This is a genomic window from Streptomyces sp. NPDC020958 (assembly GCF_055562175.1).
In genome coordinates, this window is record NZ_JBVHFU010000002.1 from 635,957 (window position 1) to 654,731 (window position 18,775).

The window sequence follows — 18,775 nt, forward strand, 5'->3', positions numbered from 1 at the left end:
GAGCCTATCGGCCCGGACGGACATCCTCGGCGGGCTGTTCGTCACACTCAGTCTGTCCGACGATCAGCTTTTCCAGGGCGGCGCGGTCCGGCAGCTCCTGCGGCCGTTCGACCTCGCCGGTGCGCACGTGCACGAACGCGACCGTCACCGACTCGGGCGGCACACCCTGCTGCTCCGCCCATCCGATGCGGTAGATCGCCAGCTGCAACGGGTCGGCGGGCCGGGTGCGGCTCGTCTTCCAGTCCACGATCTCGTACGACACCTGGTCGCCGCTGCCGGTCCGGTAGACGGCGTCGATCCGGCCCCGTACGACCCGGCCCGCGAGGGCGAGCTGGAAGGGGGCTTCCACCCGGTAGGGGGTGCGGTGGGCGTACTCGGTGCGTTCGAAGGCCTCCTTGAGGGCTTCGAGGTCGCGTTCGTCGGCGATCTCGGCGTCGCCCCCGGGCAGTTCGTCGGGCTCCAGCATGGGCAGGGTGAGCTCTTCGAAACGCGCCTCGACCCAGGCGTGGAACCGGGTGCCCCGGCGTGCGGCCGGTTGCGGAGGGCGTGGCATGGGGCGCGCGAGTTCCTGTGCGAGCCCGTCCGGGTCCTCGGCGAGCCGCATCAGCTGGGTGGCGGAGAGCGCGGCCGGCAGGGGCACGTCGGTGACGCTCCGGCGGGCGCGCAGCAGCTCACCGGCGAGCGCGTCGAGGTCACGGTCCCAGGAGGCGACGGCGCGGGCCTCCTCGGGGGTGAGGCGCGGGCGGGGAGCGCGGCCGGGCTCGAGGGCGCGCGGGGGTGTGGGCTCGGCGGAGGTGGCCTGGTGGGGGACCGTGGGGCGGTCGGTGCTCAGAGAGTCCCAGTCGGCGGAGGTCCGCTCGGGGCCGGGCAAGGCACCGTCCGGGAAGTCCTCGTAGGGGTCCGGCACGTCGTCGTAAGGGTCCGGCAGGTCCTCGTAAGGGTCCGGCTCGTCGTCCTCCGGAGGTGCGGGCCAGTCGGGGTCCTCGTGGGCGGCGGGATCGTGGTCGGCGGGCCGGCCGACGTCGGTTCCGGCCGTCGTGAGGGTGTCCAGGTGGGCGAGCACGGTCTCGGCGGCCGCGCGGCGGCGGGCCAGGGCCCCCTCGTCCAGGGGCAGCGGCCACACCTGGTCGGCGCTCTGCGTGTGCAGCGCCGGGTTCTCCTCGTCCTCCTCAGGCTCGTCCGCCCAGGCCTCGATCTCGCCGTACCCGGCGGCGCAGTGGTCGTGCAGGGCCTGGAGGAAGCCGGAGGGGCCGCGCGGTTTCTTCTGGCTGGGGCCCCACCAGTGGCCGGAGCCGATGAGCAGGGAGCGGGGGCGGGTGAAGGTGACGTAGCCGAGGCGGAGTTCCTCGGTGTGCTGGTGATCCTTCATGGCCTCGTGGAAGGCCTTCATGCCCCGCGAGTCCCAGCTCTCCACGTCGGGCAGGGTGTCGCGGTCGCCGCGCAGGGCGTGCGGGAGCACCTTGGCCTGGGCGGTCCACTTCTCCCGGCCCTGACTGCTCGGGAAGGTGCCCTGCACCAGTCCGGGGACGGCGACGACGTCCCACTCCAGGCCTTTGGACTTGTGCGCGGTGAGCACCTTGACGGTGTTCTCACCGCCGGGCAGGGCGTTGTCCAGGCCCTTTTCGTACTGGGCGGCGGTGCGCAGGAAGCCGAGGAAGGCGAGCAGGGTCGCCTCCTGGTCGCCGGCCGCGAAGGAGGCGGCGACGTCCAGGAAGTTGGACAGAGTCTCGCGGCGGCGGGCGGCCAGCGCGTGCGGTGACGCCGACAGCTCGACCTCGAGGCCGGTGACCGCCAGGACGCGGTGCAGGACGTCCATCAGCGGATCGGACAGCGCGCGGCGCAGCTCGCGCAGTTCCGCGGCGAGCCGGGCGAAGCGCACGCGCGCGTCCGGCGAGAACGGCAGCCCGTCGTCCTCCTGCCCCGTCCGCCCGGTGTCGATCGGCAGCTCCAGGAAGGTGTCCAGGGCGTCCGCGAGCGATATCACCTCGGCGGGGTCGACCCCTTCGACCGCCTCGGCGAGCCGACGGTCCGGGTCGTCCGCGTCGCCCACGCGCGCGTGCGCCACCAGCAGCCGGGCGCGGCGGCCGAGGAGGGCGAGGTCGCGGGGCCCGATGCGCCAGCGCGGGCCGGTCAGCAGCCGGACCAGGGAGGCGTTGGCCCCGGGGTCCTGGAGCACCTCGCAGACGGCGACGAGGTCGGCCACCTCGGGCAGGTGCAGCAGTCCGGAGAGGCCGACCACCTCGACGGGGACGTCGCGCGCCACGAGGGCGCCCTGGATCTGGGCGAAGTCGGTCGCCGTTCGGCACAGCACCGCGATCTCGCCGGGCGCGGTGCCCGTGCGGACGAGATGGGCGACCGAGTCGGCGATCCAGTCCATCTCCTCGGCGTGGGTGCGCAGCAGCGCGCAGCGGACCGAACCGTCGCGTTCGGCGCCGGGGGCCGGGCGCAGGGCCTCCACGCCCGCGTGCAGGGCGCGCAGGGGTTCGGCGAGGCCGTTGGCGAGGTCCAGGAGACGGCCGCCGCTGCGGCGGTTCTCGCTGAGCGCCTGGCGGGTGGCGGGGCGGCCGTCGGCGTGCGCGAAATGCTCGGGGAAGTCGTCCAGGTTGGCGACGGAGGCGCCGCGCCAGCCGTAGATGGCCTGGCAGGGGTCGCCGACCGCGGTCACGGGGTGGCCGGTGCCGCCGCCGAACAGTCCTGCCAGAAGGACGCGCTGGGCGACCGAGGTGTCCTGGTACTCGTCGAGGAGGACGACCCGGAACTCGTCGCGCAGCAGCCGGCCCACCTCGGGGATCTGGGCGAGCGAGGCGGACAGCGCGATCTGGTCGCCGAAGTCGAGCAGGTCACGCTCGCGCTTGGCGGCCCGGTACCGCAGGACGAGTCCGGCCAGTTCACGGCGCGCGGCGGCCGCCTCGGGCACCTTGCGCAGGTCGGCGTTGCCGAGTTTGACACCGGTCAGGGTGTGCAGGAGGCCGGCGTCCCAGGTGCGCAGGGCCTCGGGGTCCACGAGGTGTTCGGAGAGTTCGGAGTCGAGGGTGAGCAGGTCGCTGACCAGGTCGGCGAAGGAGCGGGTGAGGGCCGGGTAGGGGCCCGGGGCCTCGCGCAGCACCCGCGCGGCGAGCTGGTAGCGGGTGGCGTCGGCGAGCAGCCGCGAGGTGGGTTCGAGGCCGATGCGCAGACCGTGGTCGGTCAGCAGGCGGCCCGCGAAGGCGTGGTACGTCGAGATGACCGGCTCGCCGGGCGGGTTGTCCGGGTCGATGAGGTCGGGGTCGGTGACCCCGGCCCGGACGAGCGCCTTGCGGACGCGTTCGGCCAGTTCACCGGCCGCCTTGTTGGTGAAGGTGAGGCCGAGGACCTGTTCGGGGGCGACCTGGCCGGTGCCGACCAGCCAGACGACGCGGGCCGCCATCACCGTCGTCTTGCCCGACCCGGCTCCCGCGACGATCACCTGCGGGGCGGGCGGCGCGGTGATGCAGGCCGTCTGCTCCGGGGTGAAGGGGATGCCGAGGAGCTCTTTGAGCTGCTCGGGGTCGGTGATACGTGCGGGCACAAGGAAAGAGGCTAGCGGCGGCCACTGACAAACGGGACGGAGTGCTCACTCCACCACGTGCCGCCCTTCCGGCCGGGCGCTGCACGAGGCCCGGAAGGCGCAGTGGGTGCAGTGCTGGCCGGTGGTCGGGGTGAACCGTTCGTCGAGGACCTTCCCGGCCGCGGTGGCCAGCAGCTCGCCGGCCCACTCCCCCTCCAGCGGGTCCTGCGCCTGCACCTTGGGCAGCGTCTCACCGCCGTCACGCCGGGTGGCGCCCTGCCGGAGGTGGACCAGTTCGGCGCCGCCCGGCTCGGGCCGGGCGCCGTCGAAGGCCTCGTCGACGGCTCCCTCGCGGACCGCGAGCTGGTAGACGGCGAGCTGGGGGTGCCGGGCCACCTCGGCCGAGCTGGGCGCCTGCTTGCCCGTCTTGAAGTCGACGACGTACGCGCGGCCCTCGCCGTCCGTCTCCACGCGGTCCATCTGGCCGCGGATGCGCACCTCGTAGTCGCCCGCGGCCAGGGTGACGTCGAAGTCCTGCTCGCTGGCGACCGGGGTGCGGCCGGCGCGGTCCAGGACGTGCCACTTCAGGAAACGTTCGAGCGCCACGCGCGCGTTGTCCTTCTCCTGGGCGGACTTCCAGGGCGCGTCGAAGGCGAGCGCGTTCCACACGGAATCCAGGCGCTCCATGAGGACGGCCAGGTCGGCGGGGGTACGGCCGGAGGCGACCTCGTCGGCGAGGACGTGCACGACGTTGCCGAAGCCCTGGGCGGTGGTGGCGGGTGCGTCGGCCTTCACCTCACGGCCCAGGAACCACTGCAGGCTGCAGGTGTTGGCGAGCTGGTCGAGGGCGCTGCCGGAGAGGACCACGGGCTGGTCGCGGTCGCGCAGCGGCACCTTGCTCTCGGTCGGCTCGAACATGCCCCACCAGCGGTAGGGGTGCGCGGCCGGCACCAGAGGGCGGCCGTCCTCGTCGGCGAGCGCGGCCAGCCTGGCCAGGCGGTGGGCGGCCGCCTCGCGCAGGGCGTCGGACGCGCGCGGGTCGACCGTGGTCGCGCGCAGTTCGGCGACCAGGGCGGCCACGGCGAGCGGGCGGCGCGGCCGTCCGGTGACGTCCTGGGGTTCGACGCCCAGTTCGGTGAGGAAACGGGAGGGCTGGTCGCCGTCGTCCGCGGGGGCTTTCACTGCGGTGACGACGAGACGCTCGCGCGCGCGTGTGGCGGCGACGTAGAACAGCCGGCGTTCCTCGGCGAGCAGCGCGCCCGGGGTGAGGGGTTCGGCGAGTCCGTCGCGGCCGATGCGGTCGGCTTCCAGGAGGGAGCCGCGGCGGCGCAGGTCGGGCCAGAGCCCCTCCTGCACGCCGGCCACGACGACCAGCCGCCATTCCAGTCCCTTGGCGCGGTGCGCGGTCATCAGGCGAACGGCGTCGGGCCGTACCGCGCGGCCGGCCAGGGTGTCGGCGGCGATGTCCTCGGCCTCGATCTCCGCCAGGAAGTTCAGCGCGCCCCGGCCGCCGCTGCGCTCCTCCGCGCGGGCGGCGGTGGCGAACAGGGCGCACACGGCGTCCAGGTCACGGTCGGCGTTGCGGCCGGCCGCGCCGCCGCGCCGGGCGGTGCGCTCCAGGCGTGAGGGCCAGGGCGTGCCGTTCCACAGGTCCCACAGCGCCTCCTCGGCCGTACCGCCGCCCGCGAGACGCTCCCGGGCCTTCCTGAGCAGCCCGCCGAGCCGCTGCGCGCCGCGCGCGTACCCGGGGTCGTGGACGGCCAGGCGCTCGGGCTCGGCGAGTGCCCGCGCGAGCAGTTCGTCCGACGGCGGCGGGAGCGCGTTGCCGGACGCCCGTTCCTCGTCGCGCAGGGCCCGGCCGAGGCGGCGCAGGTCTGCCGCGTCCATGCCGGTTAGGGGCGAGGTGAGCAGGGTGAGCGCGGTCTCGGTGCCGAGCCAGCAGGGGGTTTCCCCGGCGCCGTCGTCCGCGCCGGAGTCCGCGTCCGGGCTCGCGACCGTGTCCGCGTCCCCGTCCGGGCTCGCGACCGTGTCCGCGTCCCCGCCCCGGCTCGCGACCGTGTCCGCGGCAGGTCCCGCAGTCCGTCCCGCAGCCCGTTCCGCGGCAGGTCCCGCTGCGGAGTCCGCGACCGAACGCGAGGCCACGCTCGCCCCGAGGTGGGCCGCCTCCGCCTCGGCCACCGCCCGCAGCGCCGTCAGCAGGGGCGCCACCGCCGGTTCGTGGCGCAGCGGAACGTCGTCGCCGTCGATGTCCAGGGGGACGCCTGCCGCGGTGAGGGCGCGGCGGACCGTCGGGAGGGTGCCGGCCCCGGCGCGCACCAGGACGGCCATGTCGCTCCAGCGGACGCCGTCCTCCAGGTGCGCGCGCCGGAGGATGTCGGCGATGTTGTCGAGTTCGGTACCGGGTGTCGGGTACGTGTAGACCTCGACGTGTCCGCCGTCGCGCGTGGGGGCCGGTTCGCGGTGGGCGCGCACCTTGTCGGCGGGCAGCCGGGTGAGCGGCATCCGCTGGGTGAGCAGCCGGGTGGCGGCCAGCAGGCCGGCGCCGGCCCTGCGGGACGTCCGCAGCACCTCCGTCGGCGCGGGGCGGCCGTCCACGCGCGGGAAGGCGTGCGGAAACTCCAGGATGCCGTTCACGTCGGCGCCCCGGAACGTGTAGATCGACTGGTCCGGGTCGCCGAACGCGACAAGGGTGCGGCCGCCGCCGGCCAGTGCCCGCAGCAGGCGCACCTGGGCCGGGTCGGTGTCCTGGTACTCGTCGACGTACACGGCGTCGTAGCGGCCGGCGAGGTCCAGGGCCACCTCCGGGCGGTGGGCGAGCAGCACCGCCCGGTGGACGAGTTCGGCGTAGTCGAGGACGCCCTGGAGGTCGAGGACGTCGAGGTACTCGGCGAGGAAGGCGGCCGCGGCCCGCCAGTCGGGGCGGCCGATGCGGCGGGCGAAGGCGTCCAGGGCGGCCGGGTCCAGTCCCAGTTCGCGGCTGCGGGCGAGGACCGCGCGGACCTCGTCGGCGAAGCCCCGGGTGGTCAGGCACGCGCGCAGCTCGTCCGGCCAGCGCACGGGGTCGAGCCCGAGCCGCTCCAGCTCGGCCTCGCCGGCCAGCAGCTCGCGGACGGTGACGTCCTGTTCGGGGCCGGACAGCAGCCGGAGCGGGTTCACGAACAGGCCGCTGTCCTGGTGGGCGCGGACCAGGGCGTAGCAGTACGAGTGGAAGGTGGTCGCCCGGGGGGCGCGGGCCGCGCCCACGCGCAGGGCCATCCGGTCGCGCAGTTCGACGGCGGCCTTCCTGCTGAACGTCAGCACCAGGATCCGCTCGGGATCCGCGCCGCGGGCGATCCGCGCGGCGACGGACTCCACCAGGGTGGTGGTCTTCCCGGTGCCGGGGCCGGCGAGGACGAGCAACGGGCCGGAGCCGTGGTCAACCACGGCGCGCTGTGCGGCGTCCAGACGAGGGGGGTGCACATCGGCCGGCGGGGTACGGACCAGTCGGTAAGCGCCACGGCTCCCCTGGCGCACCTGGGGGTGCGGCAGGCGCCTGGTGGAGGAAGAGGAGCTCACGTGGTTCGCCGGTCCTGGTGGGTGTGCTGGTTGGCTCGCGGTCGCGCGGGCGCGGTGGTGGGCGCGGGGTGAGCGGGACACGCGCAGCCGACGCTACGCCGGCACACCGGACGGAAGCAGGGCTTCCGATTCTTCCCGGTGGCCCCGTCCGCCCCGGGCGTCGCCCGCGGCACACGTATCCCGCACCCCACGAACGTACGTCATGCCACGGACGTCCCCGATGTCCCTCGTACGGGCCACGGGCTCCCCACGGGGACCCCGGATGGCGGAAGCTGTCAGGTGTGAGCCCCCGCGTCCGCGCCGCCGTCCCACCGCGCCCGCCTCATGTCGAGCCGCGGCAGATGGCCCTCCGCGGCCCTGCTCGCCGCTCTCAGCGGAGTGCCCTCGTCGCGGTAGTGGTCCAGGGCGCTCAGCTCGTGCCCGGGCAGCAGGACCCCGTCGGAGCGCACCACGCGCCACCACGGGACGGCGCTGCCGTAGAGGGACATCACCCGCCCCACCTGACGCGGGCCCCCCTCCTCCAGCCACTCCGCGACGTCGCCGTACGTCATCACGTGCCCGGGCGGGATCCGCTCGGCGACCTCCAGGACCCGCTCGGCGTACTCGGGCAGCTCGTCCGCGTACCCCTCTCGGGTGGCCTCGGGAAGGCTCTGCTCGCTCATTCGCCCCATCCTGCCGCACCCCACCGACAACCGGCGCGGTCCGCGGCCGGGCTCCGCCTCGCCCCGCGGCGGCGCTTGGGGCAGACTGTGCGCCCCCGCATCTGCACCCTGATGCCTTCGTGTGTCGGTGGGGCATGCCACCATCGTGCGGGCGGTGACTGGTGATACGAGATCAAGAAGAGACGACCAAGCAGCAGGGCGTGCACCCCGACGGCGCGGCGGGCACCCCTGACGCCGGCGCGCGCCCGGACGCCGGGGAACCCGCCCCCGCACGCCCGGAGACGGTCGCCGACACCGACGCCGACGAGGCGGAACACGTGCCCGACGAGACACACGCCGACGAGGTGGAGGGCGACGAACCGCTGCTCCCCGCGCGCGTGCACCGCCCCTCCGACCTCATGCGTCTCATGGTCGGGGTGCTGGCCGTCGTCGTGCTGCTCGGCATCGCCGCCTTCGCGCACGGCACCACCTCCGGGCTCGAACAGGACATCAACAAGGGCACCGGCCAGGCTCCGGACCTGCTGATCAGGTTCGCGGGGCTGGCCTCCAGCATCGCGATCCTCCTGGTACCGGTCGCGTTCGCGATCGAGCGGCTGATCAAACGGGACGGGCTGCGGATCGCCGACGGCGTGCTCGCGGCGGTCCTCGCCCACGGAGTGACACTCGCCACGGACCTGTGGGTCGCCCGGGCCGCCCCGGGCTCGATCCAGGAGGCGCTCACCCAGCCCTCCCCCGGCGACGTCCACGCGCTGACCGATCCGGTGCACGGCTACCTCGCGCCCGTCATCGCCTACATGACGGCCGTCGGCATGTCCCGGCGGCCGAGATGGCGCTCGGTCCTGTGGATCGTGCTGCTGCTCGACGCGTTCTCCATGCTGGTCACCGGCTACACCACACCGTTCTCGATCATCCTCACGGTCCTGATCGGCTGGACCGTCGCCTACGGCACCCTGTACGCGGTCGGCTCGCCCAACGTCCGCCCCACCGGACGGACCCTGCTGGCGGGCCTGCGGCACGTCGGCTTCCACCCGGTCGGCGCGGCCCGCGAGGAGGTCCTGGAGTCCGACAACGGCGACCGGGGCAGGCGCTACTTCGTCACCCTGGAGGACGGCCCGCCGCTGGACGTCACGGTCGTCGACCGGGAACAGCAGGCCCAGGGCTTCTTCTACCGCGTGTGGCGCAACCTCACGCTGCGCGGCTTCGCCACCCGCTCCAGCCTGCAGTCGCTGCGCCAGGCCCTGGAACAGGAGGCCCTGCTCGCGTACGCGGCGATCGCGGCCGGCGCCAACGCCCCCAAGCTGATCGCCACCTCGGAGCTCGGCCCGGACGCCGTGATGCTCGTCTACGAGCACACCGGCGGCCGTACCCTCGACTCGCTGGCCGACGAGGAGATCACCGACGAGCTGCTGCGCCACACCTGGCATCAGGTGCAGGCCCTGCAGTCGCGCCGGATCGCGCACCGCAGGCTCGCGGGTGACGCCGTCCTGGTGGATCGTTCCGGCAAGGTGATCCTCACCGACCTGCGCGGCGGCGAGATCGCGGCCGGTGATCTGTTGCTGCGCATGGACGTCGCCCAGCTGGTCACCACGCTCGGCCTGCGGGTCGGCGCCGAGCGGGCGGTGGCGTCGGCGGTCGGCGTCCTCGGGCCGGACGCCGTGGCCGACTGTCTGCCGATGCTCCAGCCGATCGCGCTCACCCGCTCCACGCGCGCGACGCTGCGCCGACTGGCCAGGGAGCGCGCCCAGCGGGAGCGCGACGCGGTCCTGGAGGCGTCCCGGCAGGCCAAGCAGGCCCGCGCGGACGAGGCCGGGAAGCCCGACAAGAAGACGGTGCGCGCCGAGCAGCGGGCCGAGAAGCGGGCGCTGGACGACGCGCTGGAGGAGGCCCGCGAGGAGGACCTGCTCACCCAGATCCGGCACCAGGTGCTGCGGATCAGGCCGCAGGCACCGGTCGAGCCCGCCCGCCTGGAGCGGGTGCGGCCACGCACCCTGATCAGCTTCATGGCCGGTGCGATCGGCGCGTACTACCTGCTCACGCAGCTCACCCACATCGAGTTCAACACGCTGTTCGCGCAGGCCCAGTGGGGCTGGGTGATCGCCGCGGTGGCGTTCTCCGCGCTCAGCTACGTCGCCGCCGCCATGGCCCTGCTCGGGTTCGTGCCCGAGCGGGTGCCGTTCGTACGGGCCGTGGCGGCGCAGGTCGCCGGTTCCTTCGTGAAGATCGTGGCGCCCGCCGCCGTCGGCGGCGTCGCCCTCAACACCCGCTTCCTGCAGCGGGCCGGCGTGCGCCCCGGAGGCGCGGTGGCGAGCGTCGGCGCCTCCCAGCTGTTCGGGCTCGGCTGCCACATCCTGATGCTGCTGTCCTTCGGCTATCTGACCGGCACCGAGAAGACCCCCTCGCTGTCCCCGTCCCGCACCGTCATCGCCGGCCTGCTGACGGTCGCGGTCCTGGTCCTCGTGGTGACGTCGGTGCCCTTCATGCGCAAATTCGTCGTCACGCGCGTGCGGTCGCTGTTCGCGGGTGTCGTGCCGCGCATGCTGGACGTGCTCCAGCGGCCGCAGAAGCTCGTCACCGGCATCGGCGGCATGCTGCTGCTGACCGCCTGCTTCGTGATGTGCCTGGACGCCTCCATCCGCGCGTTCGGCGACCAGTCGACCTCGCTGAGCATCGCCAGCGTCGCCGTGGTCTTCCTCGCCGGAAACGCGCTCGGCTCCGCGGCGCCCACCCCGGGCGGCGTCGGCGCGGTCGAGGCGACGCTGACCGTCGGCCTGATCGCCGTCGGCCTCCCCAAGGAGGTCGCGGCCCCCGCCGTCCTGCTGTACCGGCTGCTGACCCTGTGGCTGCCGGTCCTGCCGGGCTGGCTGGCCTTCAACCAGCTCACACGCAAGGGCGCGCTCTAGGAACCCACCCCGTACGGTTCGCACCCACGCGTCGTACCTCGTACGGCTCGCGCCCCGCGCGCGTGGTCGGGTGCGACCCCAGGATGGAGGTATGCCGAAGCCCATCCGGATCCGTCTCGCCGCCCTGACCACCGTCCTGGTGCTGGCCTTCGTGCCGACCGGGTGCAGCGGCGGCGGATCCGGGGACGGGGACCTGACGGCACAGAAACTGGCCTGGAAGGCGTGCCCGGCCCCGGACGAGGCCGAGGGCGGCGGCGGCGCGCCGTCTCCGCTGCCGGGCGGCGCCACCTGGCAGTGCGCCACCATGAAGGCGCCGCTGGACTGGTCGAAGCCGAAGGGCGCCACCATCGGGCTCGCGCTGATCCGGGCCAGGGCCAGCGGCGACCCGAGCAGCCGGATCGGCTCCCTGATCTTCAACTTCGGCGGGCCGGGCGGCAGCGGTGTGACCACCCTGCCGGCGTTCGGCGAGGACTACGCGGCCCTGCGCACCCGCTACGACCTCGTCAGCTTCGACCCACGCGGGGTCGGCCGCAGCGCCCCCGTCGAGTGCGAGAACGACGCCCAGCTCGACGACTACTTCCAGCAGGACGCGACGCCCGACACCAGCGCCGAACGCGCCCAACTGATCAAGCGGACCCAGCAGTTCAACGCCGCCTGCGAGAAGAACTCCACAACCGTCCTGCCGCACGTGCGCACCACCGACGCCGCCCGCGACATGGACCTCATGCGCCAGGTCCTGGGCGACAGGCAGTTGCACTACTTCGGCATCTCGTACGGCACCGAACTCGGCGGCGTCTACGCCCACCTGTTCCCGAAGAACGTCGGCCGCGCGGTCCTGGACGCCGTCGTCGACCCCACCCAGAACCCCGAACAGAGCTCGCTCGGGCAGGCCAAGGGCTTCCAGCTCGCGCTCGACAACTTCGCCGAGGACTGCACCTCGAAGAAGACGCCGTGCCCGATCGGCGACACCCCGCAGGACGTGAAGAACCGTATCGCCAGACTCCTCGCCGACCTCGACCGCAAACCGATCCCCGGCATCCTCCCCCGCATGCTGACCCAGACCGCCGCCACCAACGGCATCGCCCAGTCCCTGTACTCGAAGGACTTCTGGGAATACCTCACCGAGGGCCTGGAGGACGCCTACGACGGTGACGGGAAGGTCCTGATGCTGCTGTCCGACTCGATGAACGGCAGGAGCCAGAACGGCGAGTACAGCAACATCACGGCGGCGAACATCGCCATCAACTGCGCCGACGAGAAGCCCCGGTACACCGCCGACTACGTCCAGCAGAAGCTGCCCGAGTTCCGTGCCGCCTCCCCGCTGTTCGGCGACTACCTCGCCTGGGGCATGGTCAGCTGCACCGACTGGGCGGTGCCGGGCGCCGCCGACCACCCCGACGTGAGCGCGCCCGGGTCGGCGCCGATCCTGGTCGTGGGCAACACCGGGGATCCGGCGACGCCGTACGAGGGCGCGAAGAAGATGGTCCAGGCGCTCGGCAACGGGGTCGGGGTCGAGCTGACGTACAAGGGGCAGGGGCACGGGGCCTACGACAGCAAGAACCGGTGCGTGCAGTCGGCGGTGAACGGCTACCTGCTGGAGGGGACGGTGCCGAAGGCGGGAGCCGTGTGTGCGTGAGGCGGCCGCCGCGCCGTCGCGTCTGATCGCGCCCGCACGGCGAAGCCGCGTACGAAGGCGCCCGGCACGGTCCGGTCTGCTCATGACGAAGGCGGGGGCTTCGGGCACCTGCCGTGCCCGAAGCCCCCGCCCGTCGCGGAGTCCGTGCTCAGTAGACGGGCTTCGCCGGCTCGATCTGGTTGACCCAGCCGATCACGCCGCCGCCCACGTGGACGGCGTCGGAGAAGCCCGCGGACTTCAGGACCGCGAGGACCTCCGCACTGCGGACGCCCGTCTTGCAGTGCAGGACGATCTTCTTGTCCTGCGGCAGGCTCTCCAGGGCGGTGCCCATGAGGAACTCGTTCTTCGGGATCAGCTTGGCGCCCGGGATGGAGACGATCTCGTACTCGTTCGGCTCACGGACGTCGATGATCTCGATGTTCTCGCCGTCGTCGATCCACTCCTTGAGCTGCTTGGGAGTGATCGTCGAGCCGGCGGCCGCCTGCTGGGCCTCTTCGGAGACGACGCCGCAGAAGGCCTCGTAGTCGATGAGCTCGGTGACGGTCGGGTTCTCGCCGCAGACCGCGCAGTCCGGGTCCTTGCGTACCTTGACCTGGCGGTACTGCATCTCCAGCGCGTCGTAGATCATCAGACGGCCGACGAGGGGCTCGCCGGTGCCGGTGAGGACCTTGATGGCCTCGGTGACCTGGATGGAGCCGATGGACGCGCACAGCACGCCCAGGACGCCGCCCTCGGCGCAGGAGGGGACCATGCCCGGGGGCGGGGGCTCCGGGTAGAGGCAGCGGTAGCAGGGGCCGTACTCGGACCAGAAGACCGAGGCCTGGCCGTCGAAGCGGTAGATCGAGCCCCACACGTACGGCTTGTTCAGCAGCACGCAGGCGTCGTTGACCAGGTAGCGGGTCGCGAAGTTGTCCGTGCCGTCGACGATCAGGTCGTACTGGCTGAAGATCTCCATCACGTTCTCGGCCTCGAGCCGCTCTTCGTGAAGGATCACGTTCACGTACGGGTTGATGCCGAGGACGGAGTCACGGGCGGACTCGGCCTTGGAACGACCGATGTCGGACTGGCTGTGGATGATCTGACGCTGCAGGTTCGACTCGTCGACCTCGTCGAACTCCACGATGCCGAGGGTGCCGACGCCCGCGGCGGCCAGGTACATCAGCGCCGGCGAGCCCAGGCCGCCGGCGCCCACACAGAGCACCTTGGCGTTCTTCAGCCGCTTCTGCCCGTCCATCCCGACGTCCGGGATGATCAGGTGGCGGGAGTACCTGCGGACCTCGTCTACGGTGAGCTCAGAGGCTGGCTCAACCAGGGGTGGCAGCGACACGGGGGCTCCGTTGGTCGGTCAATCACTACGGTTGTTCTCCCCGTAACACTGCCACGGCCTTCTTCATTCCGAGACACCTGTTCCGATCCGCGAGACGATCTCGTCCCAGTAGCCGGGCATCGCCTCCCAGGGGTCCGCCCGCCCGCCGCGGTCGGTCCGGTCGGTGATGTAGATCGTGGCGGCGCCCTGCCAGCGGGCGATGCGCAGCGCCTCGTCCAGGTGGCCGAGGGGCACCCCGTGGACGAAGTGACAGAAGCGGTCGGGCGGGTAGTCCGCGGTCCACTCGGCCACCTGCGACCAGCGGTAGTCGCGCCAGGGACCGGCGAAGGTCACGAGCTGGTCGGCGTTCTCCGCGTAGCCCGGGTGGGGGTGGGTGCCGTGGCCGAGGACGATGTGGGGGCCGTCGCCGACCTCGCGGAGCGCGGCGACGGTGCGGCGGACCTCGGGGAGCGCGGCGCGCTCGACGGGGCAGCGGTCGAGCAGGAAGCCGTCGACGCGGTACCAGTCGTGGAAGCGGTGGGCCTCGGTGATCAGGTCGCCGCGAGGGCGGGCCCCGCAGGAGGCGTCCAGGTGGCCGAGGACGCGGACGCCCGCGTTGCGGAGCCGGCCGGTCGCTTCCAGGCAGTGCGGGTCGGGACGGCTGCCGGGGCCGTTCGCCACGTCGAGGACGACCCAGTGCAGGGGCGTGCCGGGGCGGGCGAGTTCGGCCCACTGGGCGGGCGCGAGGAGGGGGTGGGCGTAACCGGGGATGCCGACCGCGGTGCGGACGCCGGTCGTCGCGGCGCCCGCCCGCGTGCTGGTCAGATGCGGCATGCCGCCTCCATCCAGATGTCCGCGAGGGATTCCTCCAGGTTGATGCGGGGCCGCCAGCCGAGCCGGTCGCGGGCGCAGCGCACGTCTGCCTGCTGCCAGCTGCCGCAGCCGTCCGGGTACGGGTACGCGACCGGGGCGGCGTTGTCGGGGTCCATGCGGGGGTGCCCGATGGCGCCGCGCAGCGGGCCGGGGGGACCGTCGAGTTCGTGCAGGGCGCCGCCGTATCCGGCGACCCGGGCGAGGACACCGGCGGCGTCGCGGAGCCGGACGGCGCGGCCGGAGCCGATGTTGATGACGCCCTGGGCCGCGGAGAGCGAGGCCGCGTGGACGGCGCGGGCGACGTCACGGACGTCGACGAAGTCGCGCTGGGCGCCGAGGCCGCCGAGTTTGAGTTCGCCGTCGCCGGACTGCATGGCGCGGCGCATCGCCTCGGCGAGCCGGCCGAGCGGGGAGCCGGCCGGGGTGCCGGGTCCGGCGGGCGAGAAGACGCGCAGGACGACCGCGTCGAGTCCGGAGCCGAGGACCAGCTCGGTGGCGGCGAGCTTGCTGACGCCGTACGGGCCGCCTGGGCGGGGCACGGCGTCCTCGGCCGTGGAGGAGCCGGGCTGGCTCGGGCCGTACTCGGCGCTGCACCCGATCTGCACCAGGCGGGCGCCGCAGCCGCTGCGGCGCAGGGCCTCGCAGACGGTGGCGACGGCGACGGTGTTGTGCCGGGTGAGTTCCCGGGCGCCGCCGCGGGTGGCGCCCGCGCAGTTCACGATGACGCCCGGGTGGACGGCGTCGAGGAAGCGGGTGAGGGCGCCGGGGCTGCCGGTGGCGAGGTCGAACCGGACGTCGGCGTCGTCGCCGCGGCCCAGCGCGGTGAGCTGGACGGCCGGGTCGGCGAGCAGCCGGTCGGCGACGAAGCGGCCGAGGTATCCGTTGGCTCCGATCAGCAGAACCCTCATCGTGCGGCTCCCGGGGTGTGCGCTCCGGCGACTCCGGTGGTTCCGGACGCTCCGGGTCCGGGTCGGGAGATGGTCATCTGGTGGTCTCCTTCTGGGGGTGCGGTTGCCTCGGGCGAGGCGCCGGGCCCCGGCCGCCGGGACGGCTCGGCATGGCCCGGGAAGTGGTGGTTCACTCGGGGTCTCCCGTCGGCGCGTGGGCCGAGGCCCGGGTGAGGGTGCGCGTGGCCGTGCACAGCAGCGCGAGGGCGGCGGCGCCGCAGCCGAGGGTCTGGACGCCGCCCGGGCCCCAGGCGTCGGCCAGGGCGTCGACGGGGGCGGCCAGGACGGCGCAGCCGGGCAGCCTGCCGACGAGGACCAGGGACACGGCCGCCGCTTCCGTGACGGCGGCGGCGGCGAGCGCGCGGCGGGCGCCCCGTGGGGCGTGGTGGACGGCCAGGAGGCGGGCGGCCAGCAGGAGGGCGCCGAGGGTGAGCGCCTCCGGGTAGCCGGCGGATTCGCCCAGGGCGGTGCCGCACAGCGCGAGCAGGGCGGTGAGGGCCCCCAGGAAGAGGGCGAACCCGCCGAGCAGCAAGGGCCGCACGGCCGCCGTGAACTCGTCCAGGCCGCGGCTGCCGGTGAGGCGGCGGTGGGCGCCGGTGGTGAAGAGGTGGGTGCTCCAGGCCGCCGGGGCGGTGGCCAGGGCGAGCGCGAGGACGGGGGCGGCGGTGACCGGCCAGGGACCGTGCGCGGCGCCGGTCGGCGGGCCGTCGGGGCCGCCGTCCAGGACGGCGCGCAGCAGGCCGTCGCCGAGCAGGGCGTAGCCGAGGAGCCAGCAGGTCCACGCGCGCGTGCCGGTCGCGGTGTGCCGGGCGGGCGTGCGGGACGGCACGGCCAGGGGGCCGCGCCGCAGGGCCAGGTGGACGGCCAGGGCGATGGCGAGGACACCCGCGGCTGCCACCAGGAGACGCGGGCGGCCCTCGGTGAGCCGTACCCCGGTCACGGCCGCGGTGCCGACGGTGCCCGGGAGGAGGGTGAGCAGCGCCCAGTCGGCGCGTACGCGGGGCGCGGGCGCCGGTTCGGGGGACGGCCGGTGGCCTTCGCCGCGGGGCACGCGCGCGTAGAGCTCCTCGGCGAGCGAGAAGACGTCACGGTGCCGGAAGCGGGCGGCGGTCCGGTCGGTGACCCCGTGCGCTTCGAGACCGGCGGCGATCTCCAGCGGGTCGACGGCCCGCGCGCACAGTGCGCGGTGCCGGTGCAGCAGTGCCTTGACGGGGTCGGCGGCGCCCCGCCGCGGGGTGGCGCCGCGGCCGCCCGTGGTGTCCCGGGCGTTCGTGGCACCCGTGGCCGGTTCCGGCAGTCCGCTCCCGGGCAGGGCGGCGGCGCCCGAGGCGTCGTCGGCGGCACCCAGGAGCCACTCCCCCGACCGTGCGTCCCACGCGTCGGCCCGGCTCGGCCGTCCTGGCCGGTCCAGCTCGCCCAGGCCTCCGCTCGGCGCGCCGCCCTCGCCGCCGTTCACAGCGCCCCCTCGGTCGCCGCCGGCCCAGTGGCCGGTACCGGGGCGGGCCCCGGCGTGGTGCCCGGTGCCCGGCCGGGGCCGTCCCGGTGGACGACACGGGCCGTGGGGCGGGTCCAGCGGCCCGGCACATGGGCCTCGGCCGGGACGGCGAACGGCAGCGGCTTCCCCGCCCGGTCGAGGACGACCCGGCGGACCGGGCAGTGCGAGACGATCTCCAGGTAGAGGGTGCGGAACGCCGCGATGTTCTGCTCGACGGTGAACAGTTCGAGTGCCCGAGCGCGCGCGGCGGCTCCGAGGCGCTCACGGCGCTCGGGGTCGCGCAGCAGCGCCACGCACGCCTCCGCGAGCGCCCGCGGATTGCGCGGTGGTACGACGAGGCCGGTGCCGCCGATGACCTCGACCACGGCGCCCACGTCGGTGGACACGGTCGGGCGGCCGCAGAGCATCGCCTCGACGAGCCCGGCCGGGAAGCCCTCGACCACGCTGGAGAGAACGACGACCGCGCCGGACGCGTAGGCGTCGGCGAGGGTGGGCGCATCGGGGCCGCCGATCTCCTCGAAGGAGACCGGGTTGTCGCCGACGACGTGCACGCCCTCGGCCTCGTCGGGGAAGAGCTGGGCGGCGAGCGCCCTGCACTGGCCGAGGTAGGCCGCGCCTTCTGACCCCACGGGGGCGCCCAGCACCCGCAGTCGCGCCCTGGGCTCCTCCCTGCGGACCTCCGCGAAGGCGTGCAGCAGCGACACCAGGTCCTTGGCCGGTTCGACACGGCCGACCCAGGCGAGCGTGCCCGGGTCGGCACGGTCGGGTGCCTCGCCGACCTCGGTGAAGCGGGAGGCCTCCATGCCGGGATGGACGGTACGGATCCGGGACCGGTCGGCGCCGCAGCGCTCCTGCCAGCGACGGGCGTGCGCGTTGCCGGGGGTGACGATCGCTGCGCGGCCGTAGAGCTCGGCGGCGAACCGGCCCTGGAAGGCGGCGAGCAGGGTGCGCACGGCCGGGGTGACGGTGTCCGGACCGACGGCCAGGTAGTGCGAGCGCAGGTGCACGCCGTACTCGGTGACCAGCAGCGGGACACCCGAGAAGTGCCCGGCGAGCAGGCCGGGCAGGGCGGCGGGACCGGCGGCGGTGGCGTGGCACAGGTCGGCCGCGCCCAGGCCGTCGTCGCCGTACCAGTCGAGGGAGAGGGGGCGCAGGGCGCGTTCGAGGTGCGCGGCGACGGTCAGCAGGTCGGCCACCCGCGCCTCGCGCGCGAGGCTGTGCGCGCCGGGGGTACGGCAGGCACGCTCCAGCGCGCGTACGGCGGTGTCGGAGCGGAGGGCGCCGGGCAGTCCGCCCTCGTCGCGGGCGAGTTCGGCGAGCCCGTAGAGCGCGCTGCCGAAACGGTCCGCCAGATGACCGGGCGCGGCGGCTGGATCGTCCTCACGTCCGGCGCCGCCCGGGCCCACCGGGGGATCCGCGCCCTGAGCACCGGCGGGCCCGGCGCTCAGTACCTCCGCGAGTTGCCCGTAGCTCTCGGCGAAGCGCCGGCGTGCGCGCCTGCCGTACGCCTTGCCGTCCTTCTCGGCGGTCCACAGGGGGGCCGTACGCACCCGGCTGACGTGCGGCGGCAGCTCAAGGCGGCCCTCGTCCTCCTGGCGGCGGCTGCCGCTGAGGGCGTAGACGTCGAACTCGTGCTGCCCGAGCCCGCGCACGAGCCGGTCGCACCAGTGTCCGGCGTCACCGCCCACATACGGACAACCACCCTCCGTAAGCAATCCGATGCGCACGTGTGCACCCCCGATCGATCTCCCGTGTGGGGAGCCGCCGACGCGTCGACGGCTCGCAGCGGGACGAACGTATGCGGACAAGGCGGTGGCGCGACGGACGGTTGTCCATCGCGCCACCAAAAGGGGTGAACGGTCGTAACTTTCGCGT

The 18,775-nt window shown here is 74.2% G+C and carries 10 protein-coding genes; 2 read left to right on the forward strand and 8 right to left on the reverse strand.

The genetic code is table 11. The features are described from left to right. Positions 1–4 precede the first annotated feature (4 nt). The 3 genes from ACZ3KP_RS08690 to ACZ3KP_RS08700 form a co-directional block, all read right to left on the reverse strand. Positions 5–3,547, reverse strand: a complete 3,543-nt coding sequence (locus ACZ3KP_RS08690; RefSeq protein ID WP_467497567.1) for a UvrD-helicase domain-containing protein — start codon at positions 3,545–3,547, stop codon at positions 5–7. A 45-nt stretch (positions 3,548–3,592) separates the two neighbouring features. Next, entirely contained in the window at positions 3,593–7,081 is a 3,489-nt protein-coding gene (locus tag ACZ3KP_RS08695; RefSeq protein WP_467497569.1) for an ATP-dependent helicase, read from the reverse strand. A 275-nt stretch (positions 7,082–7,356) separates the two neighbouring features. Next, positions 7,357–7,743, reverse strand: coding sequence for an MGMT family protein (locus tag ACZ3KP_RS08700; protein WP_165939348.1), 387 nt, complete (start codon positions 7,741–7,743; stop codon positions 7,357–7,359). Between the two features lie 161 nt (positions 7,744–7,904). Between ACZ3KP_RS08700 and ACZ3KP_RS08705 the strand changes: the two genes are divergently transcribed. Both ACZ3KP_RS08705 and ACZ3KP_RS08710 read left to right on the forward strand, forming a co-directional pair. Next, entirely contained in the window at positions 7,905–10,643 is a 2,739-nt protein-coding gene (locus ACZ3KP_RS08705; protein ID WP_467497572.1) for a lysylphosphatidylglycerol synthase domain-containing protein, read from the forward strand. A gap of 91 nt (positions 10,644–10,734) precedes the next feature. Continuing rightward, the gene (locus tag ACZ3KP_RS08710) at positions 10,735–12,279 is read left to right on the forward strand and encodes an alpha/beta hydrolase (protein WP_467497574.1); all 1,545 of its coding nucleotides are present in this window, start codon (positions 10,735–10,737) and stop codon (positions 12,277–12,279) included. Positions 12,280–12,427: 148 nt separating this feature from the next. Here the strand turns inward: ACZ3KP_RS08710 and moeZ are convergent, their stop codons facing one another. The 5 genes from moeZ to ACZ3KP_RS08735 form a co-directional block, all read right to left on the reverse strand. After that, positions 12,428–13,606, reverse strand: a complete 1,179-nt coding sequence (moeZ, locus tag ACZ3KP_RS08715) for an adenylyltransferase/sulfurtransferase MoeZ (protein ID WP_366888247.1) — start codon at positions 13,604–13,606, stop codon at positions 12,428–12,430. Between the two features lie 63 nt (positions 13,607–13,669). Continuing rightward, the gene (locus ACZ3KP_RS08720; protein ID WP_358984235.1) at positions 13,670–14,419 is read right to left on the reverse strand and encodes a spherulation-specific family 4 protein; all 750 of its coding nucleotides are present in this window, start codon (positions 14,417–14,419) and stop codon (positions 13,670–13,672) included. Continuing rightward, a complete protein-coding gene (locus ACZ3KP_RS08725; protein ID WP_358984238.1) occupies positions 14,407–15,366 on the reverse strand; it encodes an NAD-dependent epimerase/dehydratase family protein in 960 nt (319 codons plus the stop codon). The genes ACZ3KP_RS08720 and ACZ3KP_RS08725 overlap by 13 nt, the downstream gene beginning before the upstream one ends. A gap of 169 nt (positions 15,367–15,535) precedes the next feature. Then, positions 15,536–16,861, reverse strand: a complete 1,326-nt coding sequence (locus ACZ3KP_RS08730; protein ID WP_467497578.1) for a hypothetical protein — start codon at positions 16,859–16,861, stop codon at positions 15,536–15,538. Then, positions 16,858–18,588 carry a DUF3492 domain-containing protein gene (locus ACZ3KP_RS08735; protein WP_467497580.1) on the reverse strand — a complete coding sequence of 577 codons (1,731 nt, stop codon included), beginning with the start codon at positions 18,586–18,588 and terminating at the stop codon, positions 16,858–16,860. Before ACZ3KP_RS08735 ends, ACZ3KP_RS08730 begins: the two co-directional genes overlap by 4 nt. Positions 18,589–18,775 lie beyond the last annotated feature (187 nt).